This is a genomic window from Longimicrobium sp. (assembly GCF_036399255.1).
In the GTDB taxonomy this organism is placed as follows: Bacteria; Gemmatimonadota; Gemmatimonadetes; order Longimicrobiales; family Longimicrobiaceae; genus Longimicrobium.
In genome coordinates this window covers 30,831-50,974 of record NZ_DASWNM010000096.1, presented here as the reverse complement: position 1 = coordinate 50,974, position 20,144 = coordinate 30,831, and the positions used below count along the sequence as shown (strand labels likewise).

The 20,144-nt window shown below is 70.8% G+C and carries 14 protein-coding genes and 3 tRNA genes; 3 read left to right on the top strand and 14 right to left on the bottom strand.

Translation table 11 applies throughout. From position 1 onward, the window contains the following. Window positions 1–511: 511 nt before the first annotated feature. The 3 genes from VGC13_RS17830 to VGC13_RS17820 form a co-directional block, all read right to left on the bottom strand. On the bottom strand, window positions 512–3,109 hold the full coding sequence (locus VGC13_RS17830; protein WP_331126636.1) for a polynucleotide kinase-phosphatase: 2,598 nt from the start codon (window positions 3,107–3,109) through the stop codon (window positions 512–514). Between the two features lie 612 nt (window positions 3,110–3,721). Further along, complete coding sequence (locus tag VGC13_RS17825; RefSeq protein ID WP_414683002.1) at window positions 3,722–4,486, bottom strand: nucleotidyltransferase domain-containing protein; 765 nt, start codon at window positions 4,484–4,486, stop codon at window positions 3,722–3,724. A 33-nt stretch (window positions 4,487–4,519) separates the two neighbouring features. Then, window positions 4,520–5,446, bottom strand: coding sequence for a nucleotidyltransferase domain-containing protein (locus VGC13_RS17820; RefSeq protein WP_331126634.1), 927 nt, complete (start codon window positions 5,444–5,446; stop codon window positions 4,520–4,522). Between the two features lie 108 nt (window positions 5,447–5,554). On the opposite strand from VGC13_RS17820, the gene VGC13_RS17815 reads away from it, so the two are divergent. Next, window positions 5,555–5,977, top strand: a complete 423-nt coding sequence (locus VGC13_RS17815) for a hypothetical protein (protein WP_331126633.1) — start codon at window positions 5,555–5,557, stop codon at window positions 5,975–5,977. 27 nt (window positions 5,978–6,004) lie between these two features. Here VGC13_RS17815 and VGC13_RS17810 read toward each other — a convergent pair whose 3' ends face one another. Both VGC13_RS17810 and VGC13_RS33480 read right to left on the bottom strand, forming a co-directional pair. Further along, window positions 6,005–7,402: a 3' terminal RNA ribose 2'-O-methyltransferase Hen1 gene (locus VGC13_RS17810; protein ID WP_331126632.1), complete on the bottom strand. Its 1,398-nt coding sequence runs from the start codon at window positions 7,400–7,402 to the stop codon at window positions 6,005–6,007. Between the two features lie 672 nt (window positions 7,403–8,074). Further along, window positions 8,075–8,281 (bottom strand): SEC-C metal-binding domain-containing protein, encoded by a 207-nt coding sequence (locus VGC13_RS33480; RefSeq protein ID WP_349264236.1) that lies wholly within the window; start codon window positions 8,279–8,281, stop codon window positions 8,075–8,077. A gap of 376 nt (window positions 8,282–8,657) precedes the next feature. On the opposite strand from VGC13_RS33480, the gene VGC13_RS17805 reads away from it, so the two are divergent. Both VGC13_RS17805 and VGC13_RS17800 read left to right on the top strand, forming a co-directional pair. Next, window positions 8,658–8,954: a hypothetical protein gene (locus VGC13_RS17805; protein ID WP_331126631.1), complete on the top strand. Its 297-nt coding sequence runs from the start codon at window positions 8,658–8,660 to the stop codon at window positions 8,952–8,954. Between the two features lie 14 nt (window positions 8,955–8,968). Further along, window positions 8,969–9,517, top strand: a complete 549-nt coding sequence (locus VGC13_RS17800) for an RNA polymerase sigma factor (protein WP_331126630.1) — start codon at window positions 8,969–8,971, stop codon at window positions 9,515–9,517. A gap of 137 nt (window positions 9,518–9,654) precedes the next feature. Here VGC13_RS17800 and VGC13_RS17795 read toward each other — a convergent pair whose 3' ends face one another. The 9 genes from VGC13_RS17795 to VGC13_RS17755 form a co-directional block, all read right to left on the bottom strand. After that, window positions 9,655–10,902: a metallophosphoesterase gene (locus VGC13_RS17795; protein WP_331126629.1), complete on the bottom strand. Its 1,248-nt coding sequence runs from the start codon at window positions 10,900–10,902 to the stop codon at window positions 9,655–9,657. Window positions 10,903–11,194: 292 nt separating this feature from the next. Continuing rightward, window positions 11,195–13,846 carry an RtcB family protein gene (locus VGC13_RS17790; protein ID WP_331126628.1) on the bottom strand — a complete coding sequence of 884 codons (2,652 nt, stop codon included), beginning with the start codon at window positions 13,844–13,846 and terminating at the stop codon, window positions 11,195–11,197. After that, window positions 13,827–14,369 (bottom strand): hypothetical protein, encoded by a 543-nt coding sequence (locus VGC13_RS17785; protein WP_331126627.1) that lies wholly within the window; start codon window positions 14,367–14,369, stop codon window positions 13,827–13,829. The genes VGC13_RS17790 and VGC13_RS17785 overlap by 20 nt, the downstream gene beginning before the upstream one ends. A 488-nt stretch (window positions 14,370–14,857) precedes the next feature. Further along, complete coding sequence (locus VGC13_RS17780; RefSeq protein WP_331126626.1) at window positions 14,858–15,178, bottom strand: hypothetical protein; 321 nt, start codon at window positions 15,176–15,178, stop codon at window positions 14,858–14,860. Window positions 15,179–15,312: 134 nt separating this feature from the next. Next, on the bottom strand, window positions 15,313–16,956 hold the full coding sequence (locus VGC13_RS17775; protein WP_331126625.1) for a TROVE domain-containing protein: 1,644 nt from the start codon (window positions 16,954–16,956) through the stop codon (window positions 15,313–15,315). 711 nt (window positions 16,957–17,667) lie between these two features. Further along, window positions 17,668–17,796: transfer RNA gene (locus VGC13_RS17770), tRNA-OTHER, on the bottom strand. Window positions 17,797–17,903: 107 nt separating this feature from the next. Further along, window positions 17,904–18,034, bottom strand: a tRNA-OTHER gene (locus VGC13_RS17765). A gap of 21 nt (window positions 18,035–18,055) precedes the next feature. Continuing rightward, window positions 18,056–18,131, bottom strand: a tRNA-His gene (locus tag VGC13_RS17760). Between the two features lie 745 nt (window positions 18,132–18,876). Beyond that, window positions 18,877–19,989, bottom strand: a complete 1,113-nt coding sequence (locus VGC13_RS17755; RefSeq protein ID WP_331126624.1) for a hypothetical protein — start codon at window positions 19,987–19,989, stop codon at window positions 18,877–18,879. Between the last annotated feature and the right edge of the window lie 155 nt (window positions 19,990–20,144).

The following is a 20,144-nucleotide window of genomic DNA, read 5'->3' as shown; positions in this document are numbered from 1 at the left end:
CGCCGGCGCCCCCCTCTCCCGGCCTCTCCCCCCTAAACTGCAGGGGGGAGAGGTGACGCGAGCCCAACCTGCGGAGCGCGATCGAAGTCTCCCCTCTCCGAGAGGAACGAGCGGGGAGGGGATTGGCGCGACGGCAGATATCGAACTGGCGCCCGCCGGCGCCCCCCTCTCCCGGCCTCTCCCCCCTAAACTGCAGGGGGGAGAGGTGACGTGAGCCGAAACCCGCGGAGCGCGATCGAAGTCCCCTCTCCGAGAGGAACGAGCGGGGAGGGGATTGGGCGCGACGGCAGATATCGAACTGGCGCCCGCCGACGCCCCCCTCCCCCGGCCTCTCCCCCCTAAACTGCAGGGGGAGAGGTGACGCGAGCCGAAAACCTGCGGAGCGCGATCGAAGTCTCCCCTCTCCACGAGGAACGAGTGGGGAGGGGCCGGGGGAGGGGCACCCCGGCGGACGCAGTTCGATTCACGTCGCAGCGCGCCACCCCGTTCACCCGTTCACCCGTTCACCCCTTCACAAACGCGGATCCACCGGCTCCGACTCCAGCGCCAGCACGCCGAACACGCACTCGTGCACGCGGCGCAGGGGCTCGCCGCGGACGAAGCGCTCCAGCCCCTCGATGCCCAGCGCGAACTCGCGCATCGCCAGCGAGCGCTTGGCGCCCAGGCCGCGGCTGCGCAGCCGCTCCAGGTTCTGCGGCAGGGTGTACTCCGGGCCGTAGATGATGCGCAGGTACTCGCGGCCGCGGCACTTTACCGCGGGCTGCACCACGCCCCGCCGGCCGCGCGCGGTGAACTGCAGCGGCTTTACCACCATCCCCTCGCCGCCCGCGCCCGTCATCTCCTCCCACCAGGCGATGGCGCGCGCCTGGCTGTCCGGGTCCGTCACGTCCACCACGTGGTGCCCGGTGGCGTACAGCAGCCGGTCCGACGCGGCGCGTACCCGGCCGATGACGTCCATGTGCCACAGGTGGTCGCGGTCCGCGTGCAGCGCGCCCTCCGTGGCCAGCACGTGGAACGGCGCCAGCCGCAGGTCGTCCACCGACTCCACCGGCCAGCAGTAGCGCCCGTACGCCTGAACGTAGTCCGCCGCCAGCGCCTGCCGCCCGGCGAACTTTTCGCGGAGGCCGTCCACCGGCGCGCCGCGCGCCGCCGCCTGACCGAGGACGTCGGCCACCTCGCCCAGCGCGCCGCGGGCGGCGGCGCCCACGGCGGCGTACTGGCCGCGGATGAGCTCCTGCGCCTTGGCGGACCACGGCATCAGCTCGCAGTCCAGCACGGCCCAGTCCGTCCGCAGCTCGTCCCAGAACCCCGCCGCCGTCATGGCGTCGCGCAGAATCCCCAGCGCCCGCGCCTCGATGGCCCCGTCGTCGAAGAAGCCGCGGCCGGTGCGGGTGTACACGATGCCGATCCCCTCATCCACCACCCCGAAGCGCCGCCGCGCCGCCTCTTCGTCCCGGCAGACGACCACGACCGCGCGCGAGCCCATGTGCTTTTCCTCGCAGACCACCGCGGGAATTCCCTCGTTGCGGTAGTACGCGAACGCCTCCGCGGGGTGCTCCAGCAGGCCCGGCTCCGCGGTGGTGGCCGAGGGCGACATGGTGGGCGGCAGGTACACCAGCCACCGGGGATTCGCGGCGAAGCGGCTCATCACCTCCAGCGCCGCCGCCGCGTTCTCTTCGCGGATGGTCACGCGGCCGGCCAGGCGCGTCTGCACGATGCGCTTGCCGGTGACGTCGTCCAGGTCCAGCAGCTCGTCCTGCCGCTGCTGCGCGGTGAGCGCCGGCGCCGCCGCCTCCGCGGGGAGGAAGGGGCGCGCGGGCTCGGCGTACGTGTGCGCCGCGGGGACGGACACCAGCTCGCGCTCCGGCCAGCGCAGCGCCGTAAGCCGGCCGCCAAAGACGCAGCCGGTGTCGACGTTGATCGTCCGGTTGAGCCACTCCGGCCCGGGGACGGGCGTGTGGCCGTAGACGACGGTGGCCCGGCCGCGGTACTCCGCCGCCCAGTTGTGGCGCACGGGCAGGCCGAACTCGTCCGTCTCGCCCGTGGTCTCGCCGTACAGCGCAAACTCGCGCACGGCGCCGGAGCCGCGCCCCTGCAGCTCTTCCCTGAGCCCCGCGTGCGCGACGACGAGCGCGCCGCCGTCCAGCACGTAATGGCTCACCAGCTTGTCCAGGAACTCGGCGACGGCGGTGCGGAAGTCCGGCGCCTCGCCCTCCAGCTCCGCCAGCGAGCGGTCCAGCCCGTGGGTAATGCGCACGTCGCGCCCGCGCAGCGCCCGCACCAGCTTGACGTCGTGGTTGCCGGGCACCGCCAGCGCGCTGCCGGCCTGCACCATCGCCATCACCGTCCGCAGCACGTGGACGATGCGCGGCCCGCGGTCTACCAGGTCGCCCACGAACACCGCCTTGCGGCCGTCAGGATGCCGGCGGACGCCGTCGTCGCCAGGTACGTAGCCCAGCGCGTCGAGCAGCGCGTCCAGCTCGTCCCCGCAGCCGTGCACGTCGCCGACAACGTCGAACGGGCCGTGCTCGTGACGCCGGTCGTTCCACAGCGGCTCGCGGACGATGGACTCCACCGCGTCCGCCTGCGCCTCGTCCAGCACGAACACGTGGCGAAAGCCTTCGCGGCGCAGGTCGCGGATGGACTTGCGCAGCTGCTGGGTCTGGCTGGTGATGGCGTGCGGCGGCACCTGCCGGTCGGTGCGCTCGCGGTTGCGCGCCTGGCACACGCGCTCGGGCACGTTCAGCACGATGGCGACGGGAATGACGTGCGTCTCGCGCGCCAGCGCCACCAGCGGCTTGCGCGCGGCGGACTGCGTGTTCGTGGCGTCCACCACGGTCAGCCGCGCGGCCCGCAGCCGCTTGCGCGCCACGAAGTGCAGCGTCTCGAAGGCGTCGGTGGTGGCCGACTGCTCCGTCTCGTCGTCCGCCACCATGCCGCGAAAGAAGTCCGACGACAGCACCTCGGTGGGCCGGAAGTGCCGCCGCGCGAACGTGCTCTTGCCGCACCCCGACGCGCCCACCATCACCACCAGCGAAAGGGCGGGGATGTTGAGGGTGCGCGGCGGCGTGGCGCGGGACTCGGCGTGTTCCTGGGTCGTATCGGTCATCGGATGTGGAGCGTGGTTCATCATCAAAGGCGGGCAGCCGTGCCGCCCGCCTCCAGGAGCGACTGAATTCGCCGCTGGAAAAACGCAACGTCCGCCTGCGCGGACTGCACCCTGGAGTTTCTGCGCGCAGGCCACGGGTGTTGCCAAACCCCGAACTCACAACGAAAGCGATGACGTCCTGAGGGAGCGCACCACGTGCAACCCGATTCCACACAACCGCCTGCGCGCGGCCGAATGACCTCGTCTGCCCCGCGCAGGGCCGGGATCCGAGCGTTGAAGCCGGCCCCGCCGTTGTGCCGGCGAGATCCTTCAGTCGGCGCGCAGGCTCCATCGTACCAGAAAGGCACACGCGGCGCCTCCCTCAGGAAGTCAACGCGTGTGGGTGGCTGGGACCACCGATGAGCCGGCCATCCGCAACCCACGTCGCGTCGAAAGCCTGCCACGAGCCTCCGACAGTAGATTTCTCAGTCGGCGCCAGGGACTGGCGCGAAGGACGGGTTCGCGCGGCGCCTCCTTCGAAATGACAGAGGGCGACGCGCGGAGGTTTCGTCCTCCAGGCCGGCACAGCCGCGAACGGCTCCGTCGTGTACCAGGCCGTTCCCGCCGCCGCCATCAGGCGATGGCGGCGGGGGTCCGGCGGATCCGCAGCAGCAGGTCGTGCAGGGCCGCGCGCGCGGCCGGCTCGTCGGGGAGGTGGCTGCGCTCGGCGGCGTCCACCAGCACCTCGTTCAGCCGCAGGTACTCGGCGCGGTAAAACTCCACGTCCGCGTCGGCCAGCACCGACTGCTCGGGGCCGGCCGTCTTGCGGGCGATCAGCTCGTCCACGTACGGCAGCCCCACGTGCGCGTTGCACTCCGGCAGCGAGGCCACCACGCGGCCGGTGCGCATCAGGTGAATGCCGGTAAGCAGCACGCGGTACACGTACAGCAGCGGCTTTACCCGCCGGGGCTGCTCCTTTTCGAACAGCCGCCACTGGTTGGCCGCAAAGCCCACGTAGTGCCGCACGCACCGCCGGGTGATGCACCCGGCCGCGATCCGCCGCAGCTCGGCGTGCTCCGGCGTGGTGTGCACCACCAGCGGCGAGTACAGCTGCTCGAGCACGTAGCCGTTGTTGCGCAGCAGCAGCCCCAGGAACTTGCGCGCGTCGTGCGTGACCAGGTCCACCTCAACGCCCTGGCGCACGCGCGACGTCTGCACCGTCTCGGCGCCCGGCTCCAGCCCCACGAAGTGGTCCAGCGGCAGCAGGTGCGCGCCGCGGAGGTCGTAGTCGCTGTCGGCCGAGGGAAAGCCGTACAGGTGCGCCCCGCTCACGGTGGCGAACAGCAGTGGATACGGGTGCGCGCGCACCTCGTCCATCAACACGGAATCCATCATCATCTTCATCGTTCCCCGCCCTTCAATTCACATGATTTACCGGACCGCGCTCCTCCGGGCGCGTACCAGGAAGTCGTTGGCCCACTCGTAGTCCGGCCGCTCGGGAAGGCCGGTGGATGCGTACGCGGCGTCGAACTCGCGGTGCAGCGCCAGCCGCCACGCGTTCACCTCGTCCCACGCGGCGTCGCCCGCCTTGATGCGCAGCAGCCGGTCGCGGTGCTCGTCCACGCGCACGGGCACGTGCCCCTCGCGCAGCGTGGCGATGCCGGCCAGCAGAAGCCGGATGAGGTGCATGGCGTGCTTCCACCGCGGCGCGCCGCTGGCGCGAAAGTCCGCCTCGAGCCGCTTGAACTGCGAAAGCACGTAGCCGTTGAAGGTCTGATAGACCATCCGCGACAGCACCCGGTGCCGCTGCTCCAGCAGCTCCTGCATCACGGGCGCGGCGTGCTGCACCAGCGGCGTGTACAGGCACTCCAGGATGTTGGGGTTGGCCTTGAGGGCCAGCCCCAGGAACTTCTGCATCTCCCAGTAGCACTCCTCGGCGGCCGGGTTCTCCAGCTGCTCGGGAACGCCGTACAGCGACCAGTGCAGCTCCGCCGGCGGCAGGTACACGCCGCGCAGGTCCACGTCCGACGCGTCGTTCTCCAATCCGTACGCGCGCGACCCCACCACGCAGCGGTAGACGACGTGCGCGTACAGGTCGTGGTCGCGCAGCACCTCGCCGGGATCGCCCATTACGCCCGCCTGCTCCTGCTTGCGGATGCTGAGCTCGTCGCGGCGCAGCGAGACCTCCACGCCGTCGGGAAGGCGGACGCGGTACGCGTGCGAGTAGTCCGCGGGCGCGCCCACCACCTGGCCCACGGCGCCGGCGGGGCAGATGGGCACGCCGGCCCCCGTGGCCACCGCGCGCCGCGTGACCACCTGGGTGCCCACGGGCAGGATCAGGTGCAGGTTCTTCGACATCGTATCCCTCCAGATCCGCCGCGGCGGACCTTCTTTCACGGAACATCTGTATCACGCGCTGCCGGAATCTTCCGCAACGCATCGCATCCACCGAACCCGCCGCAGCTGATGAAGACCCTGCTCACCGCCCTCGCCTGCCTGGCGATGGCGTTCGCCACGCCCGCACGGGCCCAGCGCATCGCCGACGTCGCGCCCGGCGCCGTGGCGCACGCCCCGCCCGCGCCCGCCGCGGAGATGGCACCCGGCGTCCTGGCGGCGAACCGCGGCCTGCCGCCGGCGCTGCGGCCCGCCGCCCCTGGTGGGCGGGAGGCGGTCACGGAGCGCCGGCTTTCCGTCATGGGACACACCGCCGTCGGCGCCGGGGCGGGTGCGCTGGCGGGCGTGCTGGCGTCGGCGGCGCTGTTCGCGTTCGACGAGAACTGCCGGTCGGGCGATTCCATGTGCGGACTCGCCGTGCCGGTGTTCATCGGCGGCGGGGTGCTGACGGGCGGGGTCGCGGGGCTGGTGGTGGGCCTGGTCCGCAACCGCTGATCACCTCCGCGGACCGGACCCGGCCGGTCAGTCCACCCGCGTAAAGACGGCCATCTGCGTGGGCGAGCCTACCTCGGCGTCGTCCGGACCCACGGGCGCGTAGCGGACGGTGTAGCCGAACCGCTCCGCCACGCCGCCGGCCCACGCCTGCAGCTGGGCGCGCGTCCACTCGAAGCGGTGGTCGCGGTGGCGAAAGTCGCCCGCGGGGAGCGACGGCCAGCGCACGTTGTACTCGGCGTTGGGCGTGGTGAGCACGATGGTGCCCGGCCGCGCGTGCTCCCACAGCACCCGCTCGAACGCCGCCAGCCGCGGCGGGTCCATGTGCTCCACCACCTCCACCACGGCGGCCGCGTCGAAGCCCTCCAGCCGGCGGTCGCGGTACATCAGCGAGCCATGCATCAGCCGGATGCGCTCGCGGCGGCGCTCGGGCATGCGCTCCAGCTTCAGCCGGTCCGCCGCGATCTCCAGCGCCCGGTGCGAAACGTCCATCCCCACGATCTCGGTGAACGCGGGCTCGTCCAGCAGCATCCGCAGCAGGCGCCCCTCGCCGCATCCCAGGTCCACCACGCGCCGGGCGCCGCTGCCGCGCAGCGCCGCCAGCACCGTCGCCAGCCGCTGCTGGTTCAGGCTCACGCGCTCCTCCAGCGCGCCCTCTTCACCCGCAGCCGGCGCATCCTCCGCCTCGTCGTCCGCCGCCTCCAGCGGCTCCAGCCGGGCGATGGCGTCGCGCACCAGGCTGCGGCGGTGCTTCAGGTAGCGCGCGGCGATCCACTCGCGCTCCGGGTGGGCGGAAAGCCAGCCTTCGCCGTGGCGCACCAGCTTTTCGACCTCTTCGTCGCCCACCCAGTAGTGCTTGGCGCCGTCCAGCACGGGCACCAGCACGTAGATGTGGGTCAGCAGCTCCGACAGGCGCGTGACGGCCGCCAGCGTCACCGTGAAGTAGCGGCTGTCGCCCCACTCGGGGTGCGAGGCGTCCAGCGCGTGCGGCTGCACGGCGACGGCGTAGCCCAGCGGCTCGAACAGGCGGCGCACGGCGTCCTCGCCGCCACGCGCGGGGAGCACGGCCAGGCGCGCCTCCAGCGGAATGGCCGTTTGCGCAAGCTCCGGGCGTTCCCTGCACGCGCCCGTAAGCCCGCTGCGCAGCACCCGCGCAATGGCGACCGACAGGAACGACGACGCCACGTACGGCCGGTCGTTGACGTACTGGTCCAGCGCGCCCTCGCCGCCGCCCTTGCCGCGCACCAGGCCCACGGGGTCCACGTCCAGCAGCAGCGCCGCCGTGCACGCGGACTCGTCGGCCTCGGGATAGAAGACGTGCGCCTCCCCGAACCCCAGCTCGAACGACTGCGTTCGCGCGGGGTTCTTGCCCAGCAGGTATCCCAGGTCCGTCGCCGGCCGGTGCGTGGTGCGGATGGTCAGGAGCATGAACCGATGATCAGTGTTGCGTCAGGGCCGCCCAGGCGGCAGATACTGCTCGTTGCGATTCGAATCCGGCAACGTGCCGTCCGCCCGCTGGAGCGAATGAATTCGCCGCTGGAAAATGCAAAGTCCGCCTTCGCGGACTCGGCGGCACGGCTATCTACGGCTTCCCAGGCACCTGCGCGTCCGCACCTGGCGATCACCGGATCAGATCCGCGACGGGCATCATCATCGCGGTGACGTTCCGGCTCTCCGCGCGACCGCCAACGGCGGAGGATGAAAGCCGACGCGAATCGCGATCTGTCATTCCGAAGGAGGCACCGCGCGGTACCTTTCTCCGCCCCGGACCCTGGCGCCGACTGAGGAATCTACTGTCGGAGCCTCGGAGCCGGTTCAGCCCCACGATTCGCTCGGACGTGACTTCCCGGGAGAGCGCCGCGCGGAACCATCCTCCACTCCGGGCGCGGCCGCGATCGAGGAATCTGCTTTCCGTTTCCTCGTGGCCTGCCGCGACGCCCCTACACGGGCCCCGTCTGGCTGTTTCGCCGCCGCGGCGATGGCGCGGGACTACCGCGTCCGGCCTCGCGCGAGCCGACAGCAGATTCCTCGGCCCTGCAACCCGTGGAGTGATCGTCCGGGTGCAGCGTGGCCGGGCCTCGGAATGACAGATCCTCGTTTTCATCCAGCAGCATGCGCGGAGCGCCGCCAGACTCGGGAGATCGTTGCGGGAGGTCCGGCACGATCACTCCCTGAAAGTAGTCGTGGCGGTTGGAGCCGTCGTGGCCGCCGGACTTCATGCAGCACTTCTTGAAACCGCCTCGCGCTGCCGCAGGGGCACAGGTCGTTGCGCCCCAGCTTCTCCCGCAGTTCCTTGTCGCCGTGCACAATGCGCACGCCGCGCTTTACCCTGGTCTCGGACGGGTAGCCGCGCCGGCGCTTGCTGGTGACCTCAAAAGGAACCTTGCTGGCTGGTCTTCTTCTTTCCCATCGTCACACCCTCCGCTCAAAGAGTTTCCGTCCGTTTCGAACACCCGGGCCCCACATCCCCTCCAGTCGTGTGGCGGCGCACGATTGGGATGATGCGCCGCCGACGAACCCGCACCGGAATCGGCCTGATGACCAACCGCGACGTACGGATCCAGAAGTGGGCGGTCATCGCCTTCGTCATTGTGGAGGCGGCGATCATCGCGCTGGTGATGATCACGCGCGCCCGCGGCGGCTGATCCTGAACCGGCATTCACAAACACTGGAGACTTCTCCCATGACCACCGACCGACCGACCGCCGTGCACGCCGCCCTGGCCGCCGCCGACCGCCGCGACCGCATGAGCCGCACGGCCCTCTACGCCGCCGCGCTCATCGAGGTGGTGCTGCTGGGGCTGGCGCTGATGGTGATGGACTTCGACAACGACACGCACCTGCTCATCTTCATCACCGGCATCCTGGTGTACAGCACGCTGGGGCTGGGGCTGGCCGCCATCGCCGCCCGGGCCGGCGCGGCGGATGCGCGGCTGCTGCACGCCATTCAGCTGCTGGACGAGCGGCGGGCCGACGCGTAGCCCTCCGCATCCCCATGCCCCGATCGGAGCAGGACGCGCGCGGCACCGTGTGGCTGGTGCTGCGCGCGCAGTCCGGCGACCGCGCCGCACTCGAGGCGCTGCTGGCGCACGCGGACGCGCTGCTGCGCCCGTTCGCCATGCTCATGCTGCGCGACGCCGACGCCGCGGACGACGTGCTGCAGGATGCGCTGCTGCTCATCTACCGAAAGCTGGGCACCCTGCGCGAGCCGCGCGCGTTCGCCGCGTGGGCGCGCCGCATCGCCAGCCGCGAGATCTTTCGCGCGCTGCGCGGCCTGCGCGCGCATCAGCAGCTGCACGACGAGCTTCCGCCCGACCTGCCCGACACCGCCGATCCCCCGGCGGCGCCCGACGACCTGCTCCCGCGCCTTCCGAGCCTGCTGGAGCGCGTTTCCCCCGCCAGCCGCGCCGTGCTGGCCCTGCACTACATCGACGGCCTGTCGCTGGACGAGACCGCCGCCGTGCTGGACCTGTCCATCGGCACCGTGAAGTCGCGGCTGGCGTACGGCTTGGCGACGCTGCGCCGCGTGCTGGCGGAGGGATGAAGTGCGTTAGTGCGTTAGTGCGTTAGTGCGTTAGTGCGTTAGTGCGTTAGTGCGTTAGTGCGTTAGTGCGTTAGTGCGGGAGTGGATGATCAGTCTCTCCCGCACTCACGCACTCACGCACTCACGCACTCCGTCGTTCAGCAGGCCAGCTGGCCGTTCGACAGCGTGCATCTGGCGCCGGTGCCCGTGCCGGCGAGAGGGACCAGCGTGACGGTCCACCCGTTCGCCGCCGCCTGCAGGACCGTGTATCCATACGCCAAGCCCGGCCAGTATCCCTCCACCGCCACCCCGCCGGCCGGCGAGCCCAGCGTGGCCGGCAGCCCCTCGCTTTCGGACGTGCCGCCGTCGCCCAGCACCAGGATGGGCGTGCGCGGAGCCGCGAAGTCCAGCGCCTCCCACGCGTGCACGTGGCCCACCAGCGAGAGCCCCACCCCCGCCGGAAGCTCGCCGCCGGGCAGCGCCTGCCGCAGCGCCGCCTGCAGGATGTACGAGCCCGCCGAGTCTGCCTGGTTAGGATAGTCGCGCGCCCAGGTGGGCACGTGCGTCACCAGCCACGCCGGCTGCCCCTGCGTGATCAGCCCCGAAAGCCGCCGGTACTGCCCCGCGTACGCCGGGATCGCCTTCGACGGGTCGTTCTGCCCGTTGAGCGGCCAGCAGCCGGTGGAGTACGAGGGCGCGCACGCCGTGTCCATGATGAGCAGCGTGCCCACGCCCTCCACCGGCACCGCGTACGGGTCGGTGGTGCCGGCGCACCCGCCCGCGGGCACGTCGCGAGGATCGAAGAACAGGAACCATCCGCGCCCGCCGCGCGTGCAGTCTTCGTGGTTCCCCCGCGCGAACACCCAGGGCGCGGCCGCCAGCAGCTCGCCCACGGGCGCGAACCAGTCCGCGTTCCACGCCGCCCAGTTGTCTCCGCACGGCGTTTTTCCGCCGCAGTCGCGCAACGTTTCGCGGTAGATGTAGTCGCCCACGTGCAGCGTCAGGTCACCCTTCGCCTGGCCCGCGTGGTACGCCACCGCGGCAAAGGGCCAGGCCGCCGGATCGGTGCAGTCCTGCTCGCTGGCCCGGCACCCCGTGTCGCCGATGGCCACCACCCGCTGCACCCGCGTGGGAGGCGCCGCGGCCGGGCGCGGCATTCCGGGGAGCTGCACCGGCGTCGCGCCCAGCCGCTGCTGGCACACCAGCACGGGAAAGCTGTCCGACGGCATGGCGCGCACGGCCGCCGGCGCGGGGCACGAGGCGCCACCCGAATAGACGGTGCGCAGCAGCCACTCGCCCTGTGCGCCGGCCTGCGTCCACCAGTACAGCAGCGTTCCCTGCTGCGCGCGGGCCGGGCTGGCCCACGTCGCGAGCAGCGCCGCCAGAATGAAAGAAATCCGCTTCATGCAACCGTCTCCGGCGTGTGACAGGGAGAATGGATCGCGCCGGACGGGCCGGCGCGGTACGGGTGGGGCGAGGCGAAGGTAATCCCCGCCCGGACACCCTACAATGCCGCCGATCCATTCCGCGCCACCTGATGAGCAGGCGAGTGCGAGACGGAAGTACCGGGTCTCTTCTATTCCCGTATTCCCGCACTTTCGCACTTTCGCACTTTCGCACTTTCGCACTTTCGCACTCACGCACTCACGCACTCACGCACTCACGCACTAACGCACTAACGCACTCCCGCACTTCCCTTCAATCCTTGTACGGATCGATCTCGCCCGCGCCGGCCATCACCACGATCAGCGGATGCAGCGTGTGCTCCACGTGGATGGTCGGCCCCTGCGCGTCCAGCACCTTGGTGAGGCGCCGGTAGGCCTGCGGCGCCTCGTCCAGGCCGCCGCCGCGCAGGATCACGCCCTTCTTGCCCAGCCACTCGCCCACCATCTCGCGGTTGATGCGGCCCGGGGTGATCACCCGCCCCGTCTTGCGGTGCACCTTGCCCGCCGCGGCCGTGCGGCTCATCACGCGGCCCGCGCCGTGGACGGTGGAGAACAGCGCCTCGCGCTGCAGGGCCGCCGTCTCGTCGTCCGACGGCGTGGCGCCCTGGACGATGACCGCGTCGTCGCCCATGGACCCGCCGATGAAGCCCTTCTGCCCCGGAAACGCCGGCGTGGCGCCCTTGCGCACCACCACGTACTCGCGCTCCTCGCCCCGGGGCGACGCGTGCGTCTCTTTCCAGGCAAAGTTGTGGTGGTTGTGCACCAGCTCCAGCTCGGTGCCGCCCAGCATTTCAACCACCTTGCGCGCCACCCACTCGCGCCCGGCGTACGCGTACTGGCCCGCCAGCTCCATCAGCTGCCAGTAGTCGTGCCCCAGCGGCTGCGCCAGGTCCAGCAGCACCTCCTTTTCGGGCGCACGGCGGCCCCAGTCCAGCCCCTGCCCCAGCGCCAGAAAGTCGCTGGCGATGGTGTGCCCCAGCCCGCGGCTGCCAAAGTGCACGCCCACCCACACCGCGCCGTTCTCGTCGGCGAACACGTCGACGTAGTGGTTGCCGCTGCCCACCGTGCCCAGCTGGCGGCGCGCCTTGTCCTGCAGCGTGTCGCGGTAGCCGCCCGTGTTGGGGATGGCGTACCATGCCGGGTCCAGGAACAGCGGATGGTCCACCGGCGCGTCGTCCGCGTTGTTCTTGCGGCCGATGCCAAAGCTGATGGTGCTCTGGATCTCGTCCGCCAGCCGGTTGGCCGTGCGGTCCTGCGCCAGCCGGTGCGGGTTGCGCTTGATCTCGTCCAGCGTCAGCCCGCCCTTGGTGATGTCCGCCAGTGTCAGGTCCGTGCGGATCGCCGCGTTTCCGCAGTTGTGCACCACCACGCCCCCGGCCATGAAGCACTGGGCGGGGTCTCCCGTCACCACGTCGTACACGGCGGCGGTCCCGTCCCGCCGCACCCGCTCCACCGGCACCCAGCAGATCTCGCCTTCCGCGTCCGGGACTACCGCCTCGCCCGGAAGCCGCCGCGAGCGGCCGCGCTGGTCGTAGATGGAGTGGTAGACGAAGCCCGGCGACACGCCGAACTCCGCCGACACGTCCGCCGTCACCGTCCGCCACCCCACACCGGCCGCCTTCCGCGCGCGAGCCTCTTCCTTGGCCGCGTCCCGATTGCGGGCGTACCGCTCGCCCTGCCAGGCCACGCTCGCCGCAGCCGCCATCGCGACCCGCTTCTCGACCGAGCGGCAGAAACCGACGTCGCGGAAAAAGCGCAGCTGCTCCGCCTGCCCGCCCAGGATCTGGAGAACCGACGTGATGCGGTCACCCCGGCGCGGCCCGCTCTCCGCGACCGAGACCTGGAAGTCCAGCGAGCGCAGGAGCCCGGCGATGAACTCGATGGCGTGCTGGTGCGTCCCCGCCTGCTTGAGCTGCAGGTTGGGGATGGTGCCGTTGCGGTGCACCCGCGGCGTCGTCACCTCCGCGCTGCTGAATGCGGAAAGGAAGAGCGCGCGTACCCACGGCGCCGCCTGCACCAGCCACGGCATCGGCGACTCCGCCCAGTCCTTCTTCCCCACGGGCGAACCCAGGCCGGCCAGCAGCGCGTGCAGCGCGATGGAATCCACGTACAGGTTGATCTCCTCGCGCCGGCCCTCGCCACGCAGCCGGCGGTGCTCGCGCGGCTCGAAGCCCAGCCGGCGGATGTCCTGGGCCAGCTCCGCGGCGTCCTGGTCGTTGAAGACGTAGAGCGACACGCGCTTGCCGTTCCCGGTCAGGTGCCCGTCGCCGCTGGCGTAGCCCAGCACGCGGACCAGCGCCGGAAGCCGCGGATCGTCACCGCGCAGCGGGAGCAGCCCGCGACCGGCGAGCTCTTCGCGTGCACGCGGGTTCGCCACGTCCACCGCCACCTCCCACCCCTGCGCCTGGAACGGCAGGCCGACGTACGGAGCACACGCCACGGCGTCGTCCGCGCCCAGCTCGTCCGCCTGCTTCCAGCCGGAGCGGGTCAGGATCTGGTGGTCGCCGGTCGCGCGCAGCGTGCGTCCGCTGGCGAGCGCGATCTCCAGCACCTCGCGCGTTCCGCGCGGCACCGCGCCCATGTGCGGGGAAACGGGCCGCGTGGCCGCACCGTCCCAGCAGACCACCGGGTGCTCGTCTCGCACGTCTTCGATGGCCACGCTGTAGCCGTCGGCCGTGGTGACCGGCGTCCCCGCCGCGATGCACGCGATGTCGAAGCCGACGCCGACCACCGACACCTTGTTGTCGTACGCCGCCACGCCACCGATCGGCATCGTGAAGCCAACGTGCCCGTCCGCGAGCAGCGCCGCACGTTCCGCCTTGGCCGAGACGTTGACGATCTGGTCGATCGCCGTCCCCTCGTGCTGGCCGAACATGATGGTCTTGTCATTCAGTCGCTGATACATCGTCCTCGTCTCCCATCCCCAGTAACGTCCGGATCGCCTGCTCCACCTCGCGTGGTGCGTCGCGGATCTGCGTTTCCCAGAATTCAGCAAATCGATAGCCCTGCTGCTCCAGCGTCGAGCGCCGGCCTGCGTCCCGCGCCCACTTCTGCCCCGCCGTCGGGTGCAGCGATCCGTTGTATCGCTCGGCCGGCCACAGCGCGGGATTGCAGTGCCAGAAGTCGCCGTAGCACTCGATGATCGTCGAGCCGATCATGAAATCCACGTTGTAGCGGCCGATCTGCACGTTCTGACGGTAGTCGACCCCCATCTGGTCCAGCATCGCGGCAACCAGCGACTCGATCCGCGTCTTCTGGTTCTTCTTGTTGTGTCGCTGCCCCGCGGCGATGAACGCCTCCAGGTGCCGCGCCTTTTCCTCGGGCGAGCGCCGCGCCCACTCCTCGCTGCGGCGCCGGCTCAGCAACGCGGGATCCGCACGCCCACCGCGATAGGTGGATGGATCTCGCAGCGTCGCCGCCTTCTTCATCCGTGCACGCGTTTCCCCATCGTGCCGCTTTCCGAAAAACGGGTTCGCCTCGCCCGAGCGGTCGCGGCACTGTACGCAGCGATCGCCGCGCGACTTTCGGAACAGCGTCTTTCCGCACCCCGTGCACCTGCGGCCGGTCCGTCCCTTCCATCGCGGGTTCTGCTCCATCGGCCGGCTGATAGAGCTCCGTACGTCCGGGTCCATCAGCTCGGCGTCCGGATGCCGGGCCCGGTACTCGCCCGGGCTCAAGCCGCAGCACGCGCGCAAATGCCGGTAGTTGATGCTCCGTACCTGCCTGCCGCACTCCAGACAGAGCATAGGTCGCCAACCCGATGTCCGATTGCAGTCCGCGCAGGCGGACTTCGTGCCATTCCAGCGGCGAATTCATTCGCTCCTGGGCCGGCGCGCGACGAGGCCGCCGCATCCATCACGATCTCTGCCAATCGGGCTGGGTGCCGGCTTCTCGACCGGCACCCGCCCTCCTCCACTCAGTACTCGTCGTCGTCCCAGCGGCGGTCGGTGCGCTCTTCCTTGCGGCGCAGGTACTGGAACTGGCGATCTTCCGTGCGCTGACGCTCGGTGCTTTCGCTGATGCACTCGATGCTGTCGGTGCGCACCCACGCGCGGCTTCCGCTCATGTCCACGAACTTCAGCCACCGCGGCCGCCAGCGCCGGTCCAGCGCGCGCCCCAGCTGCGCCGCCGTCGCCGGCGACACGTACCAGGTGCTGTACTGCGCGATCACCATGTAGTAGTCCCCCGGCCCGGGCCGGGGGTCCGGCGTTTCCTCCTTGTGCTTCACGGTGTTCATACGGGTTCCGTCTTTCGTTCGGTAGATCAGGGGACCGCGGCGCTCAGCCGCGGCCCCGCAAAAGGTTCACGTTCCAGGATCAAAAGGTCCGGCCCCCACGGAGGGGCGCGGACCGGCGTCCCGGTCCGTGCCCTCTACCGCGCGAAGTCGGCGATCAGCTGGGGCGCGGCGGCGTCGAAGCCCACCACGTCCAGCATGCCCGCGTCGTCCGGGTCCGCGATGCTGAACCCGTTGGACGCCATCCCCACCACCACCAGCCTGGCGGCGATGCCCGTGCGCTCCCGGTACCGGCGCAGCGCCTGCGACGGGTGAATGCTCCCGGCCCAGGTCTCGTTGTCCGTGTAGACCACGAACACGTCCACCATCCACCGGTTGCGCTCGGCCTCGAGCATGGGCAGGGCGCAGTCCGTCCCGCCGAACGGGATGTTGCTGATGGACTGCACCACGTCGTCCAGCCGCCGGCGGGGGCTGATGTCCAGCGCCGACAGCCCGGTGTTCAGCCCCCGGTGCATGGACGGATGGCTCCCCGCCGTGAACGCGGTGAAAAAGTGCTCCGGCTCGGTGGCCGCCGTCACCAGCGCCATCGCCGCCGAGGCCTCGCGGCAGCTCAGGTGCTCCATCCCCAGCACCCGGGCGGCCCCCATGGAGCCCGACACGTCCAGCGCCAGCATGATCCGCTTGCGCGCCGGCTGCACCGCGCCAAAGGCCAGGTAGAACGCCGCGTCCAGCGCGTCCACCACCTTGGCCACCGGCTCCCACGTCCCGCTTCCGCGCACGCCGCGCCCCGAGGCGTAGGTGCGCAGCGCCGACAGCACCTGCACCGGGTGCACGCGCGTCCGCCGCAGCGCGTCCGCGTCCCGCAGCCGCTCCGCGACCTTGTGCGAAGCGCGGCTCCCCGGCGCCACCAGCCCCACGCGCGTCATGGTGGCCAGGTTGCGGATCAGCGCCGTCAGGGGCATGTCCTCCAGCAGCGCCTCCCAGACCACGGGGTGCGCCAGCAGGTGGGTGGGCACCATCTCGCGCGTCAGCCGGTTGTCGCGGATGACGTTCGCCGCCTGCCGCGGATCCATCTCCTCGGCGTGCAGCCGGTCGGCCGCGCGCACCAGCGCCAGCGCGGCGCCCTCGCCCTCCACCGGCTCACGGGTCCGCGACACCGCCCGGGCGAACAGCACGCGCTGCTCGTCGGTGGACGGGCGGGGGTGCGCCAGCCGCAGCGCGTCGCGGTGGCTCCACCCGTCGCGCGACGGGTACTTCAACAGCTGGTACGCCAGGTCGCGCGCCGGCTTCTGCGTGTACCACCCCGCCACCGCCCGCCGCACGCCGCGGCCCCAGCCGCGAAAGCCGCGCACGTACCGCAGCCAGTGGAACAGGTGCGTCCCCGTGCGCGCCACGCGGGGCAGCGCGGCCAGCGCCGCGGCGCGGGTGTCCGGGTCGCCCAGGCCGGCCGCCATGGCCAGCACGAACAGCGCGGGGTCGTTCCTGGGCGCGCGGCCGCCCTCGCTCATCTCCACCACGCGGGCGACCACGCGGGGGCCGTCCTGCGCCAGGCACTCGGCCACGGCGTGCGCGTTCTGCAGGGTAAGCGCGCGCTCGGTCACGTAGTACGTGCCGCCCTCGCTTCCCAGGACGAGGAACCGGTCCAGCCGGTCCCAGTGGTTGATGGCCCAGGCGTACCCGCCCGCCGAGTTCGGCACCTGCCCGGAGCCCGGGATGGGCTCCGACTGCGGCGTGAGCATCGCCCGGACGCGGGTCGCGAAGTGCTTCGTGAAATCCAGCATGTTCTTCTCGCCCTCCTTTCCGGGCTGAGATGGATGAATGTGCCGCGGCGGCGGATGATCCTCTTCGCCGGGTTTGACCAGGACAGCTTTTCACACTGCACCAGGCCCGATAACCCGTTTCGATTCGACCCGCCGCCGCGGCGGGGTTTCCGGCCTTCCGGATAAGGTTTTGTCGCCGGCGTTTTCCTCCCCTGTACTGCGTAGCGGGGTGGTTGTGAACGATAATCCGACGAAATCGACCCGGAGGGCCGGACCTGCGTGGAGCGCGCGCCGGTTCGGGACTCGAACCCGTGCGACCAGGTAACCCTCCACCTTCGGCCCGCGCGCGGCGGGCAAGGGACGGAGAGGGTGCACGCCGGACGCGGCTCCTCGTGTGCTTTCAAACGCGGCCCGGGCGGATGATGGTCGGTCCGGTTCCCGGCCCTCGCGGGGTTGTTCCGGGGGTACGTCTGCGATAACCGGAGCCGTGCGACCCGCCCGGGCCGCGTGTGATGAATGGACTTCCATGAAAAAGCCGGCACGGATGGATAAGGAATCAGCTCGGCCCCCGGGTCGCTTGTTCCGGGGTCGGTTTGGAGCGATAACCGAAACTGTTCGACCCACCCGCGCCCCCGCCTCCCTCCCTTCGCAACCGCGCGCGTCGAGGGGTGGAAAGATCCAGCCCATCAAATCCCACTGTCCCCTATCCCCTGTTCCCTATCTTTCCCGCAGTGGACCCGGCGGGATTCGAACCCGCGACCCCGTTGGATTGACAGTCGGTAATCCTCGGCCATCGGCCCGCGCCGGCTGGGCGCGGACAAGGTCCGGCGAGGTGGCGCTCTACCGCTGAGCTACAGGCCCACGATCCTGCTCCGTCCGCCGCTCCATGAACGCGCCGACGGCCCTTCGAAGCGAAAATCCGGCTATTCCCTATTCCCTGTTCCCTATTCCCTACCCTGCGTTTCCGGAATGCCCGGCGGGATTCGAACCCGCGTCCGCCGAGTCCCGTTAAGCGTCCACCATCGGCCCGCGCGAGGCGGACGAGTGTGCGGCGGAAGCCGTTTTGCTCGGTGCTCCATCCAGGCTGAGCTACGGGCATTCCTGTATCCCTGCGGTGCGCTGGGGTGGGCCGAGGGGAGTCGAACCCCCGCCTCCGGATTCACGATCCGGCGCTCTATCCGTTGAGCTACGGCCACCATCACCCAGCACCTCGTTCCTGCTCTTCGGGCCGGCGGGAACGCTTCGCCCTTCTGACGAGGGGTCGCGTTTGTCCACCCGCTTCAGGGCTCCGCGCCCCGCCGGCCCCGCGTGTTACCGCGGACTGCCCTCGTGAATCATCCCATCCACCTCCCGCGCTGTCGTGAAACGAAAATCGCCCCGCCTGCGTCGGTGCGCGGGCGGGGCGATGGTGCGTCGCTCCCTGTGGCTCGTGAGATCACGCCCCAAATCAGGGGCGTGCCACGGTCCTCCCGCGCTGCCTGTACCACTCCCTCCCAATCCGCCGGTCCCGCCCCGCCAGACTGCCCGTATGCGCTTGGACGCCAGGCTTCGCCAGCCCGCAATCCGCCCATCCCGCCCGCGTGCCACGACCCGCCAGGACGACGATCCCGATTGTCTCTCGCGGCTCCACCGCGCACGACGGCGCCGTACCGGAGCAGGCCATGAAGGCCTCCGGCTGCGCATGTCGGGCGTTGTGGATGGGTCGCTGCATCGTCGTTCGTTCTGTCAGTCGAAGCGTGTGAGCCGATGGCGGGAAAGCCGATCCCGCCGCAAAACAAAAAAGCCGCGTCCTGATGCCTCCGGTCCACGGTGCTCCGTGGTCCGGGGCCGGCGTTCCGCATCAAACCCGCAAAGGCGGTGCGAAGGCCGGTAACATCAGGGACGCGACTCCCAGGGCGGGGAGTGTAATCGACTCCCCGTGCGTTTGTCAAGGGCTGGTTTTCACCCCGATGCGGCGGCCGTTCCCTCAGGGTGCGTGGCGGAATCCGCCGCGGCGGACGCATCCACCGACGCCGCAGCGTCTTGCGGCGCCGAGACCACGGCAAAGGCCGGCACCTTGTCGGGAGCCTCGTCCGTCGGCGTGCGCCGCGGCTCCGGGGCAGTCGCGCCGCTGGGAAACTCGGACGACGAGGGGACCAGCGCGGCGACCACCTGCCGGAGCTGCGCGGCGGCACGCTCCGGCGCCTCTCCCGCGGCCAGCCGCTGCTGGATCTCGACCAGCTGCCCGGCCACCGCCATGCGCCCCTGCGAGCTTTCCTCGGCGGCCCGCGTCATGGCGGTCTTCTCCGCGGCGGCGGCCTGCTCCCGCGCGCCGCCCGTGAACACCGACTCCAGCGCCTCCACCATCCGCGTGAGGATGCGGTACACGGCCGAGGCCGAGAACCCGCCCAGCAGCGCGATGGTGGGCGGGCCCAGCGCCTCGGCGCCGGTGTCGGCCGTGGTGTCGAACGGCACCAGCGCCACCAGGATGAAGCCCGCCACCACGCCCAGGAAGAACTTTACCCAGGTGGACGCGGTCTCGTCGGGATCGTAGGTGCGCGCCATGATCTGCTCGCTGATCTGGAACAGCATGGCGAACGACGCGCCGATCCCCGCGGCCGACAGCCAGAACACCCGTTGCATGATGATCTCCACCACCAGCAGGTCGCGCTTGAACAGCTGCACGGTGGGGTGCGCGTCGGCCATGGCCATCACGCTGAGGATGATGAAGATGCCCACGCACACCATGGCCACGCGCACCAGCTGCTGCACCAGCCGTACGGGCCCCAGCGAGCTGGACCGGCTTCCCGGCTGCTGCGCATGGTCCAGCAGGTACAGCGTTCCCGGCCGGGCGGGCGACACCAGCCGCGACAGCCGCTCGTGCGTGCTGGCGAGCGCCGTAACGTCGATGGGCTGGTTCTGCGCCAGCGCGGTCTCGAACTGGTCCGTCGACTGGATGACGGTGGGCGGAAGGCGGGATCCGTTGGTGACCAGGTGGCGCACCATGGAGCACGATTCGCGCACCATCTGCTCCCTGAGCGACGGCACGGGCGGGGACGCGGAGGTCGGAGGCATGGGAGATCGCGGCATGGGAGGGTGGCGGAGGGAGGGTGAAGCGCTTTCATTCTAATGTCTTTGCGCCCTCTGGTAAACACCGGAGATGGCCACGCGTCGCGGGAATGGGGCGGGCGGCCGTCCCGGGTCGGGCACCCCGGGCTGGGCGCCACGGA